At 53.4% G+C, this 20812-nt stretch carries 22 protein-coding genes; 7 read left to right on the plus strand and 15 right to left on the minus strand.

The window, feature by feature from the left end; genetic code table 11:
- Positions 1-5: 5 nt before the first annotated feature.
- The 6 genes from DFG60_RS09770 to DFG60_RS09795 are packed head-to-tail and all read right to left on the minus strand — an operon-like array spanning position 6 to position 5267.
- Positions 6-890, minus strand: a complete 885-nt coding sequence (locus tag DFG60_RS09770) for an ABC transporter ATP-binding protein (protein ID WP_114571581.1) — start codon at positions 888-890, stop codon at positions 6-8.
- Positions 887-1606 carry an ABC transporter permease gene (locus tag DFG60_RS09775; protein ID WP_114571582.1) on the minus strand — a complete coding sequence of 240 codons (720 nt, stop codon included), beginning with the start codon at positions 1604-1606 and terminating at the stop codon, positions 887-889. The genes DFG60_RS09770 and DFG60_RS09775 overlap by 4 nt, the downstream gene beginning before the upstream one ends.
- Positions 1603-2364: an ABC transporter permease family protein gene (locus tag DFG60_RS09780; RefSeq protein WP_114571583.1), complete on the minus strand. Its 762-nt coding sequence runs from the start codon at positions 2362-2364 to the stop codon at positions 1603-1605. Before DFG60_RS09780 ends, DFG60_RS09775 begins: the two co-directional genes overlap by 4 nt.
- A complete protein-coding gene (locus DFG60_RS09785) occupies positions 2351-3517 on the minus strand; it encodes an ABC transporter substrate-binding protein (protein ID WP_232818690.1) in 1167 nt (388 codons plus the stop codon). Before DFG60_RS09785 ends, DFG60_RS09780 begins: the two co-directional genes overlap by 14 nt.
- Before the next feature lie 12 nt (positions 3518-3529).
- A complete protein-coding gene (locus DFG60_RS09790) occupies positions 3530-4288 on the minus strand; it encodes an SDR family NAD(P)-dependent oxidoreductase (protein ID WP_114571584.1) in 759 nt (252 codons plus the stop codon).
- Positions 4272-5267, minus strand: a complete 996-nt coding sequence (locus DFG60_RS09795; protein ID WP_114571585.1) for an MBL fold metallo-hydrolase — start codon at positions 5265-5267, stop codon at positions 4272-4274. The genes DFG60_RS09790 and DFG60_RS09795 overlap by 17 nt, the downstream gene beginning before the upstream one ends.
- A gap of 217 nt (positions 5268-5484) precedes the next feature.
- On the opposite strand from DFG60_RS09795, the gene DFG60_RS09800 reads away from it, so the two are divergent.
- On the plus strand, positions 5485-6219 hold the full coding sequence (locus tag DFG60_RS09800; protein ID WP_114571586.1) for a VOC family protein: 735 nt from the start codon (positions 5485-5487) through the stop codon (positions 6217-6219).
- A gap of 86 nt (positions 6220-6305) precedes the next feature.
- Here the strand turns inward: DFG60_RS09800 and DFG60_RS09805 are convergent, their stop codons facing one another.
- Positions 6306-7745 (minus strand): NADP-dependent glyceraldehyde-3-phosphate dehydrogenase, encoded by a 1440-nt coding sequence (locus DFG60_RS09805; protein WP_114571587.1) that lies wholly within the window; start codon positions 7743-7745, stop codon positions 6306-6308.
- Positions 7746-7956: 211 nt separating this feature from the next.
- Between DFG60_RS09805 and DFG60_RS09810 the strand changes: the two genes are divergently transcribed.
- Entirely contained in the window at positions 7957-8835 is an 879-nt protein-coding gene (locus DFG60_RS09810; protein ID WP_114571588.1) for a chemotaxis protein CheV, read from the plus strand.
- 45 nt (positions 8836-8880) lie between these two features.
- On the opposite strand, the gene DFG60_RS09815 is transcribed toward DFG60_RS09810, so the two are convergent.
- Complete coding sequence (locus DFG60_RS09815; protein WP_114571589.1) at positions 8881-9249, minus strand: Hpt domain-containing protein; 369 nt, start codon at positions 9247-9249, stop codon at positions 8881-8883.
- A gap of 120 nt (positions 9250-9369) precedes the next feature.
- Here DFG60_RS09815 and DFG60_RS09820 point away from each other — a divergent pair, with 120 nt between their 5' ends.
- On the plus strand, positions 9370-10305 hold the full coding sequence (locus DFG60_RS09820) for a magnesium transporter CorA family protein (protein ID WP_114571590.1): 936 nt from the start codon (positions 9370-9372) through the stop codon (positions 10303-10305).
- A gap of 92 nt (positions 10306-10397) precedes the next feature.
- On the opposite strand, the gene DFG60_RS09825 is transcribed toward DFG60_RS09820, so the two are convergent.
- Entirely contained in the window at positions 10398-11501 is a 1104-nt protein-coding gene (locus DFG60_RS09825; RefSeq protein WP_114571591.1) for a PP2C family protein-serine/threonine phosphatase, read from the minus strand.
- A 129-nt stretch (positions 11502-11630) separates the two neighbouring features.
- Here DFG60_RS09825 and ytzI point away from each other — a divergent pair, with 129 nt between their 5' ends.
- Both ytzI and DFG60_RS09835 read left to right on the plus strand, forming a co-directional pair.
- The gene (gene ytzI / locus DFG60_RS09830) at positions 11631-11804 is read left to right on the plus strand and encodes a YtzI protein (protein ID WP_114571592.1); all 174 of its coding nucleotides are present in this window, start codon (positions 11631-11633) and stop codon (positions 11802-11804) included.
- A 133-nt stretch (positions 11805-11937) separates the two neighbouring features.
- A complete protein-coding gene (locus DFG60_RS09835; RefSeq protein ID WP_114571593.1) occupies positions 11938-12447 on the plus strand; it encodes a YtxH domain-containing protein in 510 nt (169 codons plus the stop codon).
- A gap of 73 nt (positions 12448-12520) precedes the next feature.
- Here the strand turns inward: DFG60_RS09835 and DFG60_RS09840 are convergent, their stop codons facing one another.
- Complete coding sequence (locus tag DFG60_RS09840) at positions 12521-13309, minus strand: endonuclease I family protein (RefSeq protein ID WP_408608664.1); 789 nt, start codon at positions 13307-13309, stop codon at positions 12521-12523.
- A 343-nt stretch (positions 13310-13652) separates the two neighbouring features.
- Between DFG60_RS09840 and DFG60_RS09845 the strand changes: the two genes are divergently transcribed.
- A complete protein-coding gene (locus DFG60_RS09845; RefSeq protein ID WP_114571595.1) occupies positions 13653-14969 on the plus strand; it encodes a cation:dicarboxylate symporter family transporter in 1317 nt (438 codons plus the stop codon).
- 55 nt (positions 14970-15024) lie between these two features.
- Here the strand turns inward: DFG60_RS09845 and DFG60_RS09850 are convergent, their stop codons facing one another.
- The 5 genes from DFG60_RS09850 to DFG60_RS09870 all read right to left on the minus strand — a co-directional run bounded on the left by DFG60_RS09850 (position 15025) and on the right by DFG60_RS09870 (position 19915).
- Entirely contained in the window at positions 15025-15669 is a 645-nt protein-coding gene (locus DFG60_RS09850) for a response regulator (protein ID WP_232818691.1), read from the minus strand.
- The gene (locus DFG60_RS09855; RefSeq protein WP_198661578.1) at positions 15632-16687 is read right to left on the minus strand and encodes a PAS domain-containing sensor histidine kinase; all 1056 of its coding nucleotides are present in this window, start codon (positions 16685-16687) and stop codon (positions 15632-15634) included. Before DFG60_RS09855 ends, DFG60_RS09850 begins: the two co-directional genes overlap by 38 nt.
- A gap of 62 nt (positions 16688-16749) precedes the next feature.
- Positions 16750-18150, minus strand: coding sequence for an MBL fold metallo-hydrolase (locus DFG60_RS09860; RefSeq protein WP_114571597.1), 1401 nt, complete (start codon positions 18148-18150; stop codon positions 16750-16752).
- 6 nt (positions 18151-18156) lie between these two features.
- Positions 18157-18705 carry a hypothetical protein gene (locus DFG60_RS09865; RefSeq protein ID WP_114571598.1) on the minus strand — a complete coding sequence of 183 codons (549 nt, stop codon included), beginning with the start codon at positions 18703-18705 and terminating at the stop codon, positions 18157-18159.
- A 13-nt stretch (positions 18706-18718) separates the two neighbouring features.
- The gene (locus DFG60_RS09870; RefSeq protein ID WP_114571599.1) at positions 18719-19915 is read right to left on the minus strand and encodes an FAD/NAD(P)-binding oxidoreductase; all 1197 of its coding nucleotides are present in this window, start codon (positions 19913-19915) and stop codon (positions 18719-18721) included.
- Positions 19916-20099: 184 nt separating this feature from the next.
- On the opposite strand from DFG60_RS09870, the gene DFG60_RS09875 reads away from it, so the two are divergent.
- A complete protein-coding gene (locus DFG60_RS09875) occupies positions 20100-20810 on the plus strand; it encodes a cytochrome c biogenesis CcdA family protein (protein ID WP_114571600.1) in 711 nt (236 codons plus the stop codon).
- Positions 20811-20812: the final 2 nt, after the last annotated feature.

Here is a 20812-nt window from a genome sequence, read left to right on the forward strand (position 1 = left end):
AGAATTCACCTTCTTTCAAGAAATGCTTCATCGTTCTTTGAAAATGGCACGGTCGCGTGTAGAATGACTCGTTCACCTGTTTCGCGAACGACCTCGAAGAAGCTCATGCCGCGTTCACGTAGCTCTTTCGTGATCATAACACGTTCCGCCTCACCTTTCGTCGGTCTTAGGACCAAGGAGAGCTCTTGAAGCGGGACCCACTCGCCACCGATTTCGATCCCGTCTCCGAAAAAACGGCTCGTCAAGCTGAGTTCGACCGGATTCCCCTGTTCGATGACCTTTCCATCCTCCAGCACGTAGACGTGCTCGGCCATCGCCATGGCATCTCCCCGGTCGTGCGTCACGAGCAGCGTCGTGATCTTCTCTTCCTCCGTCAGTTCGCGAATCAGGATTTGAAGCTCGCGCCTCCTCGGCAGGTCGAGGCTTGCGAAAGGCTCGTCAAGCAAGAGCAGTCCCGGTTCGTCCGCAAGCGCGCGCGCGAGGCTGACCCGTTGCTGCTCTCCACCTGAAAGTTCGCTCGCGTAGCTGTCCGTCCGTCGCGAGAGTCCGACACGATCCAGCAGACGAAGCGCCTTCTCCCGGTCTTTCGTCTTCATCGCGAGCATCACGTTCTGTACCGCTGAAAGGTGCGGAAAGAGGAGTGGCCGCTGGAACATCAAGGTCACACGCCTCTTTGAGGAAGCTTCTGTCGTCACGTCCTCATCTCCGATCATGACCTTCCCCTCGTCCGCGCTCTCAAGACCGGCGATCAGACGCAGGACCGTCGTCTTGCCGCTGCCGCTTGGTCCGACGAGTGCCGCACACGTACCATCTGCAACGAATAAATCGATCGGTCCGATGTCCCCTCCGCCTGCGAATCGCTTTCTTAAGCTAATCAGTTCAAGTTTCATCCGAGATGCCTCCGTAATAGATATTTCCATCCTTGAAACAGCAGACGCTGAATCCCGTAAAGCATGGCCGGCAGAAGCAGCATCCAAACGATCGCTCGGCCAGCCTCCCTGTCGTTGTCGGAAAAGAGCGGGAACGCCTCGAGCGAAATCATCCGCACGACTCCTCCTCCGACCAGCGTGACGAGGGCATATTGACTGATCGTGATGACCGTGACGAAGAGAACGACCGATTGGATCGTCGACTCGAGCATCGGACCGGTCAACAGGAAGAAACGCCGCACTCTGCCCGGCACGAAATTCACCATCTGCTCGAGCATCGCCTCACCGATTGCTGAGAAACCGTTCGCGAACATCCGGACGGAGTAAGGAAGCGTCGGAAGAAGCAGCACGAGCGCGACACCGAGAAACGTATCCGACAACCCCGTCCGGATGAATCCAAAGTACAGTCCGAAGGAAATCAGGATGATCGGCGTGAACAGCGGTAAGCTGATCAAGAGCTCGAAAAGATGTGTCGCACGCCCGTCATGGAGGGCAATTCTCTTTCCGGCAGGATATGCGAGCAGAAGGTTCAACATAATGACGACGCAAGTCATCGAAAGCGTCGTCCCGAACGTCGAGACGATCCGGTCCTCGAAGCTGAGTCCATGACGTAACAGGAAGATGAGTGGCGCGGCAATCAGCAGCCAGAGGATGATTTCAAGCCACCTCCGCCTCATCGTCCAATCCCTCTTGTAAGGCGCAGTCGGAATGGACGGAGAATCCACGCGAAACCGGCGACGATGAACAGGAAGAAGAACGTCACGACGACTGTCGAGGCAAGGGCGACAGGTTGACTCGAAAGATCACCTGTCGTGTAAAGTTCATACGCATACACGCCGAGCATCTTCGGTTGCGTCACCCCGAGCAATGCCGGGACTTCATACGAGAACAGAATGAACGCGAAGACGATCAGCGCCACCTCTAACACCGGCACAAATAAAAAAATACCTTCACCGAGCCAGAGGCGCTTGTGCCGCGGAAGTCCGAACATCCCGGCCAGCTCAAGGTAGTGCCGGTCGATACGCGTGTAAACCGGCGTGAGGTAGAAGAAGATGAACGGAAGCTCCTTATAGACATAGGTCAGAATCAGGCTGACGTGGGATGCCTCGTGCGGCGCGATGATCGGTACGTCACTCAGATAGAGCAGCGCAAGATACGCTGCGCCGATGTGCGGGACGAACAGCGGGACCGCGAGAGCATGACCGCGGAACATATGCTTGGCGGCAACCCTTGCGAACAGCAATCCAAGCAGAAGCGACAAAATCGTGCTCGTGCTTGCGACATAAAAGCTGAGGAACAGGCTGTCGCTGAAGTTCGGATCCTTGAACAACTGCCGGTAATCGGCAAGCGTCGTCTCCCTCAGGCTGAAGTAGAAGCCCGAGATAAGCATACAGGAGATCAGCAGCGCCGCCGGCCGTACGTCACCTCGCCACATATTCCGGCCACTCGCTGCGGATACGTTCGAAGACATCCGGCTCCATCTCTTTCGCTACCTTCCCTTCGAGGTCAGAGGCACGCGGCGTTGAGGATGCCGCTTTGACGTTCAAGAAAGCTTCCCGCTCAAGGTCGCTCAGCTTGTCGAGGTCAAGGCTCGTCCCGTCCCCCCAATACGTCGATTCATATTTCGCGAGCTGCGCTTTCGGCGACAGCAACTCATTGATGACGACGAATGCTCCGCTTGGATTAGGTGCATTGAACGGAACACTTAGGAAATGGGTCGAGGCGATCGAACCTTCCTCGAGGACGAGAGCGCGTGTCTCTTTCGGGAACACCCCTTTTGCAACCTCCTGTTCAGCACGTCTCTCATTGAATCCCATCGTCATCCAGACGTCTCCATTCGCATAGAGGCGGTCAAGCTGTGCGAGCGTCTTCGGGTATGTCTTGCCGGACTTCCACAGGTTCGGTTCGATGTCGTTCAAATAGGCCCATGCCTGCTCAAACGTCTCCGTCCCTTCATGTCGAAGCATGACATGACGAATGAATGCGTTCCCTGTGAAATCCGCAGCTTCCGGATAGGTGAAGCGTCCCGGATTCTCTGCGATCCAATCGGCAAGCTCATTGAGATTCTGCGGGACATCCTTGACGCGGTCAGCATCATAATGCATGACGAACTGGACTTTCCCGAATGCCGCCTCCAGTCCATCGATCGCGATTCCTGCATCATTATTCAACGTATCGTCGAGCAACTTGCGATTCGGGAGGATATCGACGAAGTCTCCATATAACAATCCTTCGCGCTTCGCGTTCTTGAAATTGTCCCCGTTGATCCAGACGACGTCGATGACGCCGACCTCCTTGTCGGCCTTCTTCTCGACCCGCAGTTTCTGAATGATATCCTGCGTATCAATCGGTACACGCTCGAGCGTGATGTCATGCCGCTTCTTCAAAAAAGGGGTGACGAAACGATCGACATACTCGTTGATTCCCTCGTCCCCGCCCCACATGTACAGGCGGACTACCGTACCTTCCGCGTCCTGTTCGAGCGAGGCGAACGGTGTCTCTAGCACGTCTTCCTTCGGCCTTGCGTCTTCGCTTGTACAGCCGGCAAGAAATAGTGCCGCTGCCGACGCCATGATCGTCTTCTTCAACGTCTTTCCCCCTCACTTCTTATCGAACCCCGATTTGCCGATCCACTCCACGATGCGCGGCGCGACAGCATATAGCTTTGCTGACGCCTCCATCCACCAAGGTGCGTTCAACTCCCGCTTCCTCCGCATGGCGGACTGGACGACTTGTACAGCCAGATGGTCAGGCGACAGGACGATCGACGCGACGCTCCCTTCGTACTTCCCGCTCAGATCTGCCCGTTTGAAGAACGCGGTCGCGATCGGTCCCGGGTTCACGGTCATCACGTGGATGCCGCGCGGCTTCAATTCAAGCCTGAGCGCATTCGAGAACTGGATCATCGCCGCCTTCGTCATGCAGTAGATCGTCGACTTCGGTGTCGGGAGCTTCCCTGCCTGGCTCGCGATATTGATGACCATGCCCCCTGTCGGCATGGCAGGTAAAAGCGCCTTCGTCAGGCGGACCGGAGAGAGGACGTTGATCCGGTTCATCGATTCGATCGTCTCGACCGTCACGTCATCGAGCATGCTGAATTCGCCGAATCCGGCATTGTTGATCAGGACGTCGACCTTACCGCACTGATCGATGACCCATTCGGCAAGACGTTCAGGAGCGTCTTCTAAATCGTACGGAAGATAGATTGCCCCGGTCCCCTTCGCGATTTCAGCGAGCAGTTCCTCGCGCCGCGCTACGAGTACGAGGTTCGCCCCTTCCTTCTGCAACGCCTTGACGAGCGAAAGACCGAGACCGCTCGTTGCCCCGGTGACGACGACGGTCTTATTCAGGAATCGCATCTGCAGTCCCCTTTTCCGCAAGCGGCGTATAGCGGAGCACGCCATCGACCTTCGCCACCTCGATCCGTCCGCTCGCGACGAGATAGTCGAGCCGCGCCTTCATCTCGCTCATGACGAGCGGGAATGATTTTTTGAGGCGCTTCCCATAGATGATGCCGGCAAGCTCGAACAAGGAGATTTTCGGATGAATCAGCTTCAACATCTGCGTGCTTCTTGCTTTTCGTTGCAACAGGCGGGATTCGATCAGCGTTGGCACATCACGAATCGGTTCCCCGTGACCGGTATAAGCGATCTGAACGGTTTCGCCCTGTAACCGCTTCAGAGACTCGATGTACTGGAGCACCGGCCGTTTCACTTGCGTGTCCCCCTCGAACTGAGGTTGCTCGAGCAATGGATTCGGCTCGACGCGGGCGAGCAGATGATCCGCCGCGAACAGGATTCCGCTGCTGCCGAGGATGCCGATCTGATCACTCGCGTGACCAGGCAATTCGATGACACGGTATGTACCGTCAGCAGTCACGGCGTCCCCTTCATGCAGTTCATGGTCGAGACGTCCGCGACCGAGCCACTTCAAGGCAGAGGAATAGCTTGGCAAAAGTGCGCGGATCTCTTCCGGTACACCGAACGATTTCGCGAGCCGTTGGAGGAACTCGTCTCCCGTCGCAAGAAATGCTTCCTCTTGTTCAAGGTATGGCCGGATGCGCGGATGGCCGTACACCGGTACTCCCAGTTCATTGAAACGGTATGCTTGACCTGCATGATCCGCATGGTGATGCGTCAAAACCAGCTTCGTCACCTCATGCGGCGAGATGCCCGCTTGCTTCAATCCGCGGACGAGTGTTTCCCATGCTTCCTCCGTATCAGGACCCGAGTCGATCAGGATGTTCTCTCCAGCCGTCTGCAACAGGTAGCAATTCACGTCACCTACCGGAAAAGGGGTCGGAAGCTTGAGCACCGTCACTTGTTCATTCGATTTCACGTTCAATCCCTCGTTTCGTAGTCGTTTTTTTCATTATAGTGAGAATCAGGACACGCCGGCAAACGTGGGACCGTCTTCCGACTGTATTCGCACGAAGTTTCACCTTATTATATTTAGCATCTGAAAACCTATATGGGAATAGATGGGATTAATCTCGCGTTATTTCGCTAAAATCAGGTAGTATTGACGTAGTGAACAATAATAAGGAGATGGTCGAATGAAAATCACGAAAGCTACTTTGTATACAGATAATATCGAGCAAATGAAACAGTTTTACTTGAAAACATTAGGTTTCAGCCAAGTCAGTGAGACGGACAGGTCATTTGCGATTCAGGCAGGAGCTAGCGTTCTTGAGTTTGAACTGGATCCTCTGAGAACACCGAAGCAGTATCATTACGCCTTCAATATACCTGGAAATTTATTTATCGAAGCAAAAAAATGGATCAAAAATCATATCTCCTTACTTCTACATGAAGAAGAGGATGAAATCTTTTTTGAAAATACCAATTCTCATTCCGTCTATTTCTATGATTCGGACGAAAACGTAGTGGAACTGATTGCACGGCATGCGGTGAATCCAACTAGACCTTCGTCTCTATTTGTCGCTCGAGACATTCTAGATATCGGCGAGATGAACCTGACGACGGACGACGTATTGGGGGTTGGGGAGAAACTTGAAGAAATAGGCGTTTTTCAGCGATACGGTTCGCCACTTAAAGGAGACTCCCTTAACTTCCTCGGGGAGCCTCAAGACGGGACACATATTTTGCTGGGACCTGCTGGACGTAATTGGCTATTCTCTAAAAAAGACGCGATCACAAGCCCGATCATGATCGAGCTCAACCACCAGCATCGAATCCAGGTTGATTCGTCCGGGAAGATGCAGCACGAACTACTGGCCACAAAGCCACTTGAGTCCGCGTTCAAAAGGAGTCACGGAAAAATTCTCTAAGCGCTCTAAGCTGAAGAGCATACTCCCCCACTCGAATCAAAATGAAAAAAACGACTCTTCCGCAGATTGAAGAGTCGCCAGGATGATCATTGAAGATTGAGTACTGTCAGTTTATCGCGCGTCATCGATTCCAAGCTGCGTCCGACGCCTTGTACGCCGAGACCGGACGATTTGACACCGATGAACGGGAAGTGATCCGGACCGCGTTCCGTCCGTCCGTTGATTTGGACAGAACCGGTCTCGAGCGCGTCCGCGATGCGGAAGGCCGCGTCGATGTCACGTGTGAAGACACTCGCTTGAAGACCGTATTCCGATTCGTTCGCAAGGTCGACCATCTCGTCGACCGATTTCACACGGATGATCGGAAGGACTGGTCCGAACGGTTCTTCCCAAGCGACGCGCATTTCAGTCGTCACGTCGTCGAGGAGCGTCGGAGCGATCAAGTTGCCTTCACGTGTCCCGCCGTGAATCACCTTCGCACCTTTGTCACGGGCGTCTGTGATCAAGCCTTCGACGAAATCAGCCGACTTCTTGTCGATCAGAGGAACGATGACGCTGTTCTCCTCGGGTGAGCCTACTGACAGCTTCTCGACACGCGCTTTGACAAGCGCGATCAGCTCGTCCGCTTGATTCTCGAGAACGAAGACGCGTTTAATCGCTGTGCAACGCTGACCTGAATAAGAGAATGCCCCGCTGACGATCTGGTCTGCGGCGAGCTCCATGTCCGCGTCCTCGAGGACGAGGGCAGGATCCTTTCCTCCCAGTTCGAGCACGAGAGGAACCATCGCTGATCGTCTCGACAGATGCTGTCCTGTGCTCGTACCGCCCGTGAACGTGATCATGTCGATGCCCGGGTGTGTCGTCAGGTAATCGCCGATGACAGAACCGCGCCCAGTCACAAGGTTGACGAGCCCTTTCGGAAGTCCCGCTTCGACGAGCGCCTCGATCATGAGCGTTCCGCTGATCGAACCTTGCGTCGCCGGCTTGAAGACGACCGCGTTGCCTGTCATCAGAGCCGGAGCAAGCTTCGCAGCTGCCAGGTTGACAGGATAGTTGAACGGTGAGATCGCGAGGACGACACCAAGCGGCACTTTCTTGATGACGGCTAGCTTGTTCGCGCTTCCGCCCGGGAAGGAGTCACCTTGCATCATCCCGCCGGCGAACCGGAGGCCTTCTTCCGCCGTATAGCGAATGATTTCTGCCGTACGGATGACTTCCTTGACGCCGTCAGCAAGACCCTTGCCGACTTCAAGCATGATGACTCGACCGATTTGTTCAGCACGGCGCTCGAGTTCCGAAGCCCATTCATGCAAGAGGCTCGCCCGTTTGTGAGCAGGAACGCGTGCCCAGTTGCGCTGAGCGACCTTCGCGGAGCGGATCGCCTCGTCAACTTCATTCTTCGTCATCGCCTGGACGCGTCCGACGAGCTCTTCCTTGTAGGGAGAACTGATTTCGATCGTCTCATTCGATTCACTTTCGATCCATCTTCCATTGATCAGTGATGTATAAGTAATTGCCGTTTTCATTTCACTCGACCTCCATACTATATTCTCTATTTCTTCAGTGTGGCTGCATTGCTATTGTACGCAACTGGTCAGACGAATGCCAATAAATTTGCCTAACATAAAATGTAAACGATTACAAGATGTTTTTTCTGTGTCTTATTGTTCAATTTACCTCTGAATCGACCGATAAGGAGGCAGAAGCGTATCGCATGATGGAAAGGAGACTGGTTCTGTGTACAACCAGCATGATATTTTACTCGAGGCCGGAACGAACGAACTGGAGATCGTCATCTTCCATTGCGGCCCTTATACATTCGGAATCAACGTCATGAAAGTCCGGGAGATCATCACACCGCTCCCGCTCACCCCTCTGCCAGGCACACCGCCTGCGGTCAAGGGGCTGATCGAACTGCGCGGCGAGGTCATGACGGTCATCGACTTGCCGACCGTGATCGGCGTATCTCACGAGGAGACGTCGGAAGACCGGTTGATCGTCTGTGAGTTCAACGGAGAGAAGAGCGTCCTCCGCGTCGACTCCGTCACGGAGATCCGTCGCATCTCATGGGAAGACATCGATACTCCGAACGATCTCGCACGCGGCATCGAAGGTTTGACGAACGGCGTCGTCAAGACGGGCGACAAGATGATCATCCTTCTCGACTACGAAAAAATCGCTCTCGAGCTCTCCCGCAAGGATATCTTTGCACGGGAGGAAAGCAAACGTGTGACTCCTCGCAACCGATCCAAGAAAATCATCTGGGTAGCTGAGGACTCGGAGATGCTCCGAACGTTGCTCGTCGAGACGCTTGAGGAGTCCGGTTATCACGGCATCCGCTTTTTCTTCAACGGCAAGGAAGCGCTCGATGCATTCGAGGAAGGAAGCGATTGCGACCTGTTGATCACGGACATCGAAATGCCGAAGATGGACGGACTCACCCTCTCGAAACGTCTGCGTGAAGACGTTCGTTACAAGACGTTGCCGATCATCGTCTTCTCGTCGCTGATCTCTGACGACCTTCGCCACAAGGGTGATTCAGTCGGTGTCAACGCCCAGATCACGAAACCTGAAATCGGTAAATTGATCGAGACGGTCGACCTGCACGTCCTCTGACCAAACAAAGGGAGCTGCCCGTGATGGGCGCTCCCTTTTTGATCTTTAAAATGGTTTTAAATTCGCATTACCGATGAATGCGTCGAACCAGACGACCCTGAAGTCGACCATGCATGAGTCGATTGCTTCGATCGTCTCTTCCGCCCCATCAAGCGAACCTTGCTCCGCTCTCTTCTCGAGCGATTCGAAAAAGTCAGCGAGATCGTCGGCCGCTACCGAATACGATGCTCCTTTTAACAGATGAGCAAGTTTTTCGGTCTGGACGATATCTCGATTTTCTACCGCTGCGACGAGTTCCGGATATTTTTTGTCGAACTGGATGATATATGTCTCGCCGATCTTCCGGAGGAATGCTTCGTCCCCGTTCGCGATGGCACGTAGTTCTTCAAGTTTTTTATCATTGAAGTAAGGCATGCTGATCCCTCCCCTTTCCTCATCTTATCATTATTTTCATAAGAAAAATATCATAGAATCATTTACACTCTCCGTTAACAGTTCCTATAATGAAAAAGTGAAGAGCAGGAGGGATATGCCATGTTGACGATTTATCGAAGCGACGTCACGGGCGCGGTCAATGAAATCAATGAGTTCACGAAGGGCTCTTGGATCCATCTCGTCAATCCGACGAAAGATGAAGCCGATCAGGTGATCGAAGCGACCTTGATCCCGGAGGATTTCATCTATGACCCGCTTGACGTCGAAGAAAAACCGCGTTTCGAGAAAGATGATGAAGGCCTCCTGATGATCGTCGACGTACCTTACATCGAGGAGGAGTCATCAGGCCGGAGATACAATACGATTCCGCTCGGGATCATCGTCACCTCTCGCCATTTCATCACCGTCTGTTCGCAACAGCTCGATGTGCTTTCGCTGTTCTCAAACGGCAAGATGCGCGGCTTCCGCACCAATTACCGATCAAGGTTCGTATTCCAGATTCTCTATAAGGTCAGCTCATCCTATCTGCGCTTCCTCCGTCAGATCGACCGGCGGATGGACGAGCTCGAAGAAGAGCTGCAGCGATCGATGCGAAACCAGGAGATCTTCCAGCTGATGAACCTGCAAAAGTCGCTCGTCTACTTCATGACGTCGCTGAAGTCGAACGACGGGGTTCTCGACCGGATCATCAAGACACCGAGTCTCGAGAAGCATGAGGATGACGAGGATCTGCTAGAGGACGTCTTCGTCGAGCACAGGCAGGCGATGGAGATGGCTCAGATCTATAAGGACATCATCAGTTCTACGATGGACACGTTCGGATCCGTCATCTCGAACAACGTCAACTTCGTCATGAAGTTTCTCGCCTCGATCACGATCGTCATATCGATTCCGACGATGATTTCCGGGATGTTCGGGATGAACGTCCAAGTTCCTTGGGAGGGCGAGGCGATCGGTTTTTGGATCGTCTTCAGTATGATGGTCTTTTTCTCCGGACTTGCCGCATTCATCCTGTGGAGACGAAGGTTTTTCTGATTCCGAACAACACAAAAAGCGCTGTTTGAAGTGTCATGCCGTCAGGCTCACTTCAATCAGCGCTTTTTTGTTTCTTGCGATTCGATTTCCGGTCAGTTGATTTCGACCGTGACAAGGCACAGGTCGTCCGCTTCATCACTTTGATCAGGTTGGATCAGTTGATGGACGTTCGGTCCATGGAGATTGATCAAGTCCATGATGGCACTGATTCCCTCATCGATCCCTTTGCTGTACAGCTCCATGAAGCCGTCGGTGTAAAGATAGATGCAGCCTGGTGAAGTGATCGGTATGACCTGACTCGTATAAGTAGAATCCTCAAACATCCCGACAGGCAACCCAGTGTTGCCAAGCGGAATGATTTGATCCCCCATGCGGAGCAGACCAGGCGGGTGCCCGGCGTTCGCGTAGCTCAGCTCCATCTTGTCGAGATCGATGTAGAGATATACTGCCGTGAAATAGATGTCCGTCTCATCACCCGGAAAGAGTCTGCTCATTTGTCGATTCAGTTCCTCAAGGACGAGTTCCGGCCTTCCTACCCGATGAACGAGCTCATAGAGAATCGAACTCATCCCCATCGTGATCAGGGCACTCGAGACACCATGCCCCATCACATCGAAGACGATGATTGCATACTTGTTCTCCGAGAGACGGTACCAGGCGTACATATCGCCGGCAAGTTTCTTTGACGGGATGTAGGTAGCCATGATCCGAATCTCCTCGTCCTCGATGTTTGCGCTGAGGACGCTCTGCTGCAGCTTCTGCGCCAAATCGAAGTCTTCCTGCAATACCTTCTCATATCGCTTCCGTGCGTCGACGGCTTGCTTGAGCGACATCGCGTTACGGATTCGCGCAAGCAACTCGGTCTTGCGAATCGGCTTGATCGTGTAATCGGAAGCTCCGGCGTCGAGACCGTCCGCGATGTCCTCTTCGTCCGAGCGGCTCGAGACGATGACGATCGGCAACTCATCGACCCCGAACCGTTGGCGAATCAGTCGCGTCGTATCGATACCGCTGATTCCAGGCATTTCAACATCGAGCAGGACGACATCCAACTTCTCAAGAAAAGCGGCATCCTCCATCTTCTCGATGGCCTCCTCACCGCTCATCGCAGTCTCTACTTCGTATCCTTCGTTCTCGAGCAGGCGCTCAAGAAGCAACAAATTCGTGATCTCATCATCCACTACCATAATGGCCATACCATCACCTCGTTCCAATAAACATATACTTCTGAAGTTAGTTTAACATAAAGCTCGAATTTCGTTTAGACGTGCGAACTTTTTTCCCTCATACTTAAGAGTAAGAAGTCTGAAGGGAGGAATTCGAACATGTGGATATACGTCGTTTCTATCTTGATCTTCCTGTTCGTTCTCGTCTCCTCTGTCATCGTCATCTCAAAAGGCTATGGCTATAAGGGGAACAAGGACGATATCGATATCGATTATGATGAGATCAATCGCCGGATCACGAATGAATCAAATGGGGACCGTTCAAAAAAATAGGGATTCACCGTTCGCGAGCTGGCTCAACCAGCTCGTTTTTTTGTAAGTTTCAGCAAGTTGAGGTTTTCCTTTTCAGGAGAGGGGTATTCTCTTACCAATGACGAAACCATTATCCTAAAGGAGTGTTTTGAAGATGCAACCAACTTTGAACAACGACCCACATCAAGCAAATGCCGAAAATCCTAACCGCCAGTTCGAGATGAATGAGAGCGGTTCTAACATCACGGTCATGAAGGGTATCCTGATCGGTGCAGCCGTCGGCGGACTTCTCGCCCTGCTCAGCTCGAATGCCCGTTCGAACACGAAACAGACCTTTAAAGGAGCAAAAGAGTCTGTCTCTTCGGTCGCCCAGGACATCAAATCCGATCCGGCGGGCAAAGCGACTCAAGTGATCGAACAGGTGAAGGCAGCAAGCGGCGTCATCCAGGAAGTCGCGACGGATGTCCAGAAAGTCTACGAGACGGTCAATGAGAACATCGATTCCGTCAAAGAGGACGCAAGTAAGATCGTTGCCACTGCCGCGGATACGAAATCCGAGATCCAATCGGTTGGTGAAAAGGTCGTCGAGGCGAAGGACGTGGCGTTGGGTAAGGAAACGCCCAAAAATACCGAAAACCAAAACGACCAGCAAGCAAAATCATAATTTCTAGTGTGCGAACAAAGCGGCTTGAATCCCAGCATTTCTGGGGTTCAAACCGCTTTTTTTCATGCCCTCTTCATTGTCCCCAGATAGCTGACACATACTCCGGATGGTCGATGAACGGATTTCGGTTATGTTGATATTTTTCGTAGATGACGTCATTCCGTCGCAGTTCGAACGCATCGACCGGGTCCTGCGCATGCCACTGCTTAAGCGTCGACATCTTTCCGTGGAGCGGCTGTGACCCGTTGTTGACCGTGTCCGCACCCTCGAGGTCGATCTCCGTTCCCCCTTCGTAGCGTACCGCCATATAGAAGATCATCCGTGCGATGTCCCCGCGCACCTTCGCCGGAGGCTGCCATGAATCTCCGTCCTTGTAGCAATCACATCCACTGTACTTCGTTCCGCCGTTGTCGAAGTCGAGATTTCCACGCGCGCTATTCACCTGAACGTCTTCCGGTTTCAAATGATGGAGATCCGTGCCCGGCCCCATCGTCGTCCCGAAATCCCCGTGCGACTTCGCCCAGACGTGCTCACGGTTCCACTGGCCGACATTGCCTCCGTTGCTGCTCTTTGAAATCGACTTCTGTGTATACAATTCGATGACATTGTTCGTGTTGTTCGGGTCCTGGTCCGTCTCCTTGAGTGCCGTCCAGACCGCATCGTATGAAATCTGTGTATGGTCGTCGATGATATCGTGAAGTGCCGATTTCAATGAAGCACCGACCTTCCCGGCGGCCGGGCTATAGTATTGGTCAATCGTCGTTTGTGACGTAACGAGTTGCGGCGTCTCCGTCGTCTTCGCAGTCGCCGGTATGTAAGCTGTCGTCCCAATCAGCAGTGCTGCTCCTGAAACTCCGAACATCTTTCTTAATTTCATACTTTCTCCCCCTGATTCATGATGTACCACTGTCCTTGCTCCTCTAATGTAAGGGGTATCTCCCTGTATCGACATGAGTCGCTTGTCCTGATTGCGAAATACATGGAAATGAGGCCTTTGACCGACTCACGCTTTCAAAGGAAGACGCCTTACCGGCAGAATACTTCAGCACTCGAAAATGTTTGATATCGAGAGAATGATAGCGTTACCAAGAAAATGATAACGTTAACATCCAATTTGCTGGATTTGACTTCTTGTCCGATATCATGGAAACTGCATTTATGTGTGTTCTTGTATGAGTACAGCACAGCAGTGAAGGAGGAGTACTATGACAGCTTCTAAAGCAACACCTACATCAAAACGCAAACCGATCGGTCTTGCCTGGCAAATTCTGATCGGCTTGATTCTCGGTATCACAGTCGGTGCCGTCTTCTACGGTAACCCCCATGTCGCGGAATGGCTCAAGCCAATCGGTGACATCTTCATCCGGATGATGAAAATGATCGTCGTCCCGATCGTCTTCACGACGATCGTTCTCGGTGTCTCGTCGGTCGGGAGCCCGAAAAGCCTCGGCCGACTCGGTGCGAAGACACTCGGCTATTTCACGATCGTCACGCTCATCGCGATCATGACAGGTCTCATCGCGGCGAACGTCGTCGAGCCCGGCGCAGGCATCAACATGAGCACACTCGATAAGACAGACATCTCGACCTATGTCGAGACGGAAGAGACGACACAGGAGCACGGCATCGTCGAAAAGCTGGTCAACATCGTCCCGACGAACATCCTTGACGCGATGGTGCGCGGCGACATGCTCGCGATCATCTTCTTCTCGGTCCTGTTCGGTCTAGGCGTCGGCTTTGCCGGCGAGAAGGGAATACCCGTCGTCCGCTTCTTCGAGGGAGTTGCAGCGGCGATGTTCAATCTCGTCAACATCGTCATGAAGTTCGCGCCGATCGGCGTCTTCGCCTTGATCGGCGTCACGGTCTCGACGTTCGGGATCGAATCGCTCGGAGCCTTGTTCAAATTGATCGGTACGCTCTACGTGACGGCGTTCCTGTTCATGATCGTCGTTTTCGGCGCCATCATGAAATGGGTCGGACTGCGCGTGACGGACTTCGTGCGCGTCTTCAAGGACGAGCTTCTCCTGACGTACTCGACGGCATCTTCCGAGACCGTCCTCCCGCGCGTCATGGAAAAGCTCGAGAAGATGGGCGTCCCGAAATCGATCGTCAGCTTCGTCGTCCCGACAGGCTATTCGTTCAACTTGGACGGCTCAGCGCTCTATCAGGCGCTCGCAGCCCTCTTCATCGCTCAGATGTATAACATCGACTTGTCGATCGGCACGCAGATCACGCTCGTCTTCGTCCTGATGCTGACGTCGAAAGGAATGGCTGCCGTCCCTGGTGTCTCCTTCGTCGTCCTGCTCGCGACACTCGGCACGGTCGGAATTCCGGCTGAAGGTCTCGCCTTCATCGCCGGTGTCGACCGGATCATGGACATGATGCGTTCCGTCGTCAACGTCACCGGCAACACGCTCGCTTCGCTCGTCATCGCGAAGTGGGAAGGGGTCCTCGATTCGAAGCAGATGCATCGCTTCATGTCGAAGACACATGCCGTCGAACAAGAACGCAAGCAAGCTTAATGGATCAGAATGGCCCGTATTCCTGAGTGCAGGAACACGGGCCATTCTTTTGTCTTCACAATCCGATCAGGTGATTTTTGAGCGCATACTGGACGAGTTCATGCTTGTGCTTGATCTGCAATTTCCCCATGATGCGTGCTTTATGATTCTCGACCGTCTTCGGACTGATGTTCAACTGGTTTCCGATTTCGAGGTTCGTATAGCCGAGGGCAGTCAAACGGACGATTTCGATTTCCCTTCGTGTCAGCGTCTTTTTTGAAGCTTGTCCCTGCAGCAGGCGATCGATTTCTTCAGGTGGCAACGTCGTCTCGAAACAGGTCTTGCCGCTGTAAACATGCTTGATCGCGCCCCTCAGGGCAGAGACATCACTGTTCTTCGACAGATATCCGGAGATCCCGCTCTCGAGCGCCTTGCGTACATAGACTTCTTCATCGTGCATCGTCAGGAAGATGACACGTACTTCAGGAACCTCTTCTTTTAAGGACCGCGCTGTCACGAAGCCATCCAGTCCTTCCGGCATCGTCACGTCGAGCAGGATGACATCTGGTCTTTCCCTGATTGCGACCCGGATTGCTTCCCCGCCCTCCTCTGCCGCACCGACGACTTCGATGTCGGGATCATTCTCGAACATCAGCCGCAATCCGTCGCGGACGAGGACGTGATCATCGACGATCAGCAGTCTGATTCGTTCCTCCTTCATCTTCCCCCTCCTTTTCCTCCTGATTGACCTGAACGATGATCCGTGTCCCCTGCCCCCTTCGACTATCAAGTGACAAAACCCCGCCAATCGATTTCGCCCGCTCCATCATATGCTGTATACCAAGACCGTTCTCATGTCGATTGACATCGAATCCAATCCCATCATCCTCGATCGTCAAAAGCAGACGTCCATCCGATTCGCTCAACGTCACGATGATCTGTTCAGGCTGGGCATATTTAAGGCTGTTCGTCACGGCCTCCTGCACGATTCGGTAAAGGTTGATTTCCTGAGCACCATCACTGCGCTCGATTTCTTCTGCCTCGAGGATGAATCTGATGCTCGGGCGCTGCTTCCGAAAGTTTGCGAGCAAATTCTCAAGCGCCGTCATGAGTCCGAATTGATCCAGTTCGAGCGGTCTCAGCTGTTTCGAATAGAGTCTGAGATCCGTCATGACCCGCTTCAGTTCATCGGTCACTTGATCGAGATATCTGGTCGTCTTCTCGTCTGCGCTCGTTTTGCGAAGGGCATCAAGTGCGAGCGAGATTCCGAACAAAGACTGCCCGACCCCATCATGCAGCTCTCTCGCAAGCCGCTTGTGCTCATCTTCACGAGCTGCTATCAATTGCCGGACCATCTTCTGGCGCAACTCATGTTCCTGCTGACGTTTTCGTTCCGAGAAGTCACGCAATACCAGGAGATAGTAGGTCATGCCGTTCTTCGTATCGTTCAAGATGCGTGCCGTGCTCATTTCGACATCGACCATCATCCCGGAATATGTCGGCATCTCGGAAGAAAAGTATGGCGAACGTTCATGTTTGATGAGATAACACCGTTCCTGACCGGGTTCGACGATCCGGTTTTGACAGTAGGAGCAGTACGGGACGGCATTCCCGAGCCGCCATCCCGTCAGCTGTTCGGCCGAAGGATTGAGCGCGACGATTTTTCGTGTATGGTCCATGACGATCACACCGTCCTGCATGATGCTCAAAATCTGCTGTCCGAATTGCTCAATGTCCATCTCTTCCCCCCTCATCGAAAACGGCCGCATCTCGGAAGGACGCGACCGCTGCTGTCTCTATTTTACGTTTGAACAGACGGCATGTCAGCCTTTTTCCATGCGTTGTATCCACCGTTCAAGTTATAGACATGTTCGAATCCGGCTCGCTTCAACAGGCTCGTCGCGATTGCAGAGCGCGCACCCGATTGACACTGCATGACGATCCGCTTGTCGCGCGGGACTTCGTCTAATCGCGACTCGAGTGTCCCGAGCATGATGTGATTCGCCCCTTCGATATGACCGTTCTCCCATTCGTTTTGATTTCTGACGTCGATCAGGAACAGGTCCGTCGATCCGAGCATCTCGTTGAGCTCTGCCGCCTCGACGACCGGATAGCTCGAATGTTCGCTAAAGGATAGGAGAAATGCCGGTTCGATCACATGCTCGACGCGATCAAGACCGACGGAACGCATCGCGCGAAGGACAGCATCCGTCTGTTCCTCGTCTGCGATCAGTAAGATGTCCTGATCGTACGGAAGGAGCCAACCAGCCCAGTTCGGAAACGACTTGTTGAACGGGATGTTGATTGCTCCATCGACATAGTTCGCCTGATAGTCTCGGGCTGGCCGGACATCGAGCAGTACTTTACCTTCGCGCACCTTCTCGAATTCTTCCTTGGATTCGAGACGTTCGATAGCTCCTTCTACGAAGTCCGGTCCAACCTTGTTGACACGCTTCATGACGGCGAAATAACGTGGCGGTTCCGGCTGGCCTGAGAGGAGTGTGTCAACGAACTCCTCCTCCGACTCGATTTTCAATGCCCAGTTGTTCAATTTCTCATAACCGACCGTCGTCATCGGGACGGCACCGAGCGACTTTCCGCATGCGCTGCCGGCACCATGACCCGGCCAGACTTGAAGATAATCAGGCAAGGCACGAAACTTATCGAGTGATTTGAATAGTTGACGGGCACCGCTGTCGGATGTTCCCTTGATACCGGCAGCCTTCTCGAGCAGGTCGGGTCGCCCGATATCGCCGACGAAGACGAAATCACCCGTGAAGATGCCCATCGGTACACTCGATCCGCCACCTTCGTCCGTCAAGACGAAACTGATATGTTCCGGGGTGTGCCCCGGCGTATGCAGGACGTCGAAGCGGATGTTTCCGACACTGAACTTGTCTCCGTCCTTGACGAACGTGACGTCGAGGTCTTTCGCGTAGCCATATTTCCAGTCGGCGTCTCCCTCATCCGACAGATAGAGCTTGACTCCCCGTCCTCCGAGTTCCCGCGCGCCAGAGACGAAATCCGCATGGATGTGTGTTTCTGTCGCTGCAGTAAGACGCAGGCCTTCTGACTTCGCAATCTCGAAATAGATGTCGACATCGCGGGCAGGATCAATGACGATGGCCTCGCCGGTGCGTTGGCAACCGACTACATAGGAAAACTGTGCAAGTTTCGAATCAAAATATGAACGGAAAAACATCGGTGTTCATCCCCTTTTCTTCGTCTTGAATTCTAGCGTCTCGAAAAAGCTCTCGAGGTAGAGCAATCCTTGTTTCAGTACCGGACTCCGGAGCAGACGGAACAGCCGAAGCGGGGTGAATCGGCGGCGTTCGAGTCGCTTCATCTCATAGCGGCGCTTCGTCTCCTCGATCACTGGCAGGGTCGGCGGATGGGCGAGCAGTTCGTTCATCGATCGTTCGTCCTCGACGACCGCTTTCGCGAACAACGCGGCGGTCACCCCTGACTTCAAGAGCGGCGTGACTTCAGGCAGCAGTCGGGCGAGTTCGATCATCGATTGCAGATGTGCCTGCGACAGCCCCGTCGACTCGATCCGTTGCTCGACCTGTCTGACGAGCGGCAGGACTGATTCCTTGTCCTTCATCACGTTCTCGACGAAGGCGACGCTCTTCTCGAGCTGTTCAAGCCGTTCGACGAGCATCGGCAAATCGATCAGCAGCCGGGCGAGCGCTTCTTGTTGATCCGGTTGACGGAGAAGCTCTGCGACCCGCTCCTCATTCTTTATCCCTGTGTCCATTCGTCATCCCTCCTCACATCAAGCCTTTGAGCATGCCGTCCCAGTATAGGACGGGCAGGAAATGTTTCTTGACGAGGAACATCGAGAGCCGTTCCTCTGACTGGTCGATCGGGAAGCTTTCAGCAGGCTGCTTCTCATAGTCGAACTCCGCCATGACGAGCTTCCCGTAACCGGTGATCAGCGGACAGGATGTGTATCCGTCATAGGAGGCACCAAGCAGCTGTCCGGCATCGATCACCGTCAATAAGTTATCGACGACGACAGGGGCTTGTTTGCGAATCGCTGCGCCCGTCTTCGATGTCGGCAAGTTCGAACAGTCCCCGAGCGCGAAAATATTGTCGAACCGCTTGTGGCGAAGCGTCTTCGCATCGACGTCGACCCATCCGGACGCGTCGGTGATCGGACTGTCTTTCAGGAAGTCCATCGGTCCCATCGGCGGCGTCACGTGGATCATGTCGAACTTCTCCGTGAAACGCTCATGGGTCTCGAGATTCTCGAAAGTCGCTACCTTGTTCGGACCATCGATCTCGACGAGTTCCGTCTTGAAGTGCGGTTCGATGTTTTTACGGCGAACGACCTCATTCAGCGTCTTTTCATATCTTGGAACGGCGAACATGTTCGGGAGTGCTGTCATGAACTTGACCTTCGACTGTTGTCTGACACCGCTCCGGACGAAATGTTCTTCAGCCAAATACATGATTTTTTGTGGAGCCCCGCCGCACTTGATCGGTGTGCTCGGCATCGTGAACAAGGCATTTCCGCCTTTAAAATTCTTGATCGCTTCCCACGTCGACGAAACGGTCTCGAATGAGTAGTTGCTGCAGACACCGTTCTTTCCGATCGTCTCCTTCAATCCGGGAATCGCTCCCCAGTTCAGCTGAAGACCGGCTGCGACGATCAGATAATCATATTTGACGACCGTTCCTTCCCTCGTCGTGACCATGTGCTTGTCCGGGTCGAAGCTCGCTGCCGCTTCTTGAAGCCACGCTGCTCCCTCAGGAATCAGTGAAGCCATCGGTCGGACGGTCGTCTCGATTTCGACGTCCCCTGCTCCGACAAGCGTCCAAAGTGGTTGATAGTAGTGATCTTTAGCCGGATCAATCAGCAGAATGTCGCCTTTTAACGAAGGCCGCTTCCGCAAGAGCTGAGCGACGGCCGTGATTCCTCCCGACCCTGCCCCGACTACTACGATTTTTGCGTGCTTTTCCATCTCTTCTTCTCCCCTTCCATTTCCTGTTCAGTACACCTCCATCTTATTGAAAGCGCTTACTCGTTCATATAGGGGTAAACCCCTAAGTTGTGAAGGATGGAAGTGGCAACACTCACAACATCCGCCTTCTTCATCCATCGTTAACAAACGAGCTTCATCCTGAACAGGAAAGGAGTGTTGTCATATGCAAGACATCTCGATCCTGTTCGCCGTCGCCGGCGGACTGTTATCCTTCTTCTCCCCTTGCGTCTTTCCATTGTTACCTGCCTATGTCAGTCACTTGACGGGTGGACGTTTCACGGACACGACGATCGAAGTCGACCGGAGGACGCTCCTGATCAGGTCACTCGGCTTCATCGCGGGTTTCAGTTTGATTTTCATCGCCTTCGGTGCCTCGGCGAGCTTTCTCGGCCGTGTTTTAATGGATTACCGCGTCCTGTTGATGCAACTGGCCGGACTTTTGATCATCCTCTTTGGTCTTCAGATGACAGGACTGCTACAATTCAAGTGGCTGATGTATGAGAAACGCATCCAGACCGAGATGACGCCAAAAGGGTTCTTCAGCTCAGCAGCGATCGGCATGGCGTTCGCGAGCGGTTGGTCTCCTTGCGTCGGCCTCTCTCTCTCCTCGATCCTGCTGCTCGCCGGTTCGACGGATACGCTGCTGCAAGGAACTGTGCTGCTCGCGGCCTACTCGATTGGAATGGCTATCCCGTTCCTGGTCGTCTCGGTCGTAATCTCTTATTCACTCGGATTCATGCGCCGCATCAATCGTCATCTCGGGAAAATTTCCCTCTTCAACGGGGTGTTGATGATTGCGCTCGGCTTCCTGGTGCTGAGCGGTCAAATGCAAAAAATCAGCGCCATACTCGCAAGCTATTCATTATTCAATTGAGA

The organism is Exiguobacterium flavidum (genome assembly GCF_003344535.1).
GTDB classification, from domain to species: Bacteria; Bacillota; Bacilli; order Exiguobacteriales; family Exiguobacteriaceae; genus Exiguobacterium_A; species Exiguobacterium_A flavidum.

Bases quoted from the DNA above. Each gene is read 5' to 3' on its own strand.
- DFG60_RS09780 (WP_114571583.1), bottom strand. From the start codon at position 2,364: ATGTGGCGAGGTGACGTACGGCCGGCGGCGCTGCTGATCTCCTGTATG.
- DFG60_RS09825 (WP_114571591.1), bottom strand. From the start codon at position 11,501: ATGGCCATTATGGTAGTGGATGATGAGATCACGAATTTGTTGCTTCTT.
- DFG60_RS09860 (WP_114571597.1), bottom strand. From the start codon at position 18,150: ATGTTTTTCCGTTCATATTTTGATTCGAAACTTGCACAGTTTTCCTAT.
- DFG60_RS09805 (WP_114571587.1), bottom strand. From the start codon at position 7,745: ATGAAAACGGCAATTACTTATACATCACTGATCAATGGAAGATGGATC.
- DFG60_RS09855 (WP_198661578.1), bottom strand. From the start codon at position 16,687: ATGGACATTGAGCAATTCGGACAGCAGATTTTGAGCATCATGCAGGAC.
- ytzI (WP_114571592.1), top strand. From the start codon at position 11,631: ATGTGGATATACGTCGTTTCTATCTTGATCTTCCTGTTCGTTCTCGTC.
- DFG60_RS09840 (WP_408608664.1), bottom strand. From the start codon at position 13,309: ATGTTCGGAGTTTCAGGAGCAGCACTGCTGATTGGGACGACAGCTTAC.
- DFG60_RS09870 (WP_114571599.1), bottom strand. From the start codon at position 19,915: ATGGAAAAGCACGCAAAAATCGTAGTAGTCGGGGCAGGGTCGGGAGGA.
- DFG60_RS09800 (WP_114571586.1), top strand. From the start codon at position 5,485: ATGAAAATCACGAAAGCTACTTTGTATACAGATAATATCGAGCAAATG.
- DFG60_RS09850 (WP_232818691.1), bottom strand. From the start codon at position 15,669: ATGAAGGAGGAACGAATCAGACTGCTGATCGTCGATGATCACGTCCTC.
- DFG60_RS09775 (WP_114571582.1), bottom strand. From the start codon at position 1,606: ATGAGGCGGAGGTGGCTTGAAATCATCCTCTGGCTGCTGATTGCCGCG.
- DFG60_RS09815 (WP_114571589.1), bottom strand. From the start codon at position 9,249: ATGCCTTACTTCAATGATAAAAAACTTGAAGAACTACGTGCCATCGCG.
- DFG60_RS09845 (WP_114571595.1), top strand. From the start codon at position 13,653: ATGACAGCTTCTAAAGCAACACCTACATCAAAACGCAAACCGATCGGT.
- DFG60_RS09835 (WP_114571593.1), top strand. From the start codon at position 11,938: ATGCAACCAACTTTGAACAACGACCCACATCAAGCAAATGCCGAAAAT.
- DFG60_RS09865 (WP_114571598.1), bottom strand. From the start codon at position 18,705: ATGGACACAGGGATAAAGAATGAGGAGCGGGTCGCAGAGCTTCTCCGT.
- DFG60_RS09770 (WP_114571581.1), bottom strand. From the start codon at position 890: ATGAAACTTGAACTGATTAGCTTAAGAAAGCGATTCGCAGGCGGAGGG.
- DFG60_RS09875 (WP_114571600.1), top strand. From the start codon at position 20,100: ATGCAAGACATCTCGATCCTGTTCGCCGTCGCCGGCGGACTGTTATCC.
- DFG60_RS09790 (WP_114571584.1), bottom strand. From the start codon at position 4,288: ATGCGATTCCTGAATAAGACCGTCGTCGTCACCGGGGCAACGAGCGGT.
- DFG60_RS09820 (WP_114571590.1), top strand. From the start codon at position 9,370: ATGTTGACGATTTATCGAAGCGACGTCACGGGCGCGGTCAATGAAATC.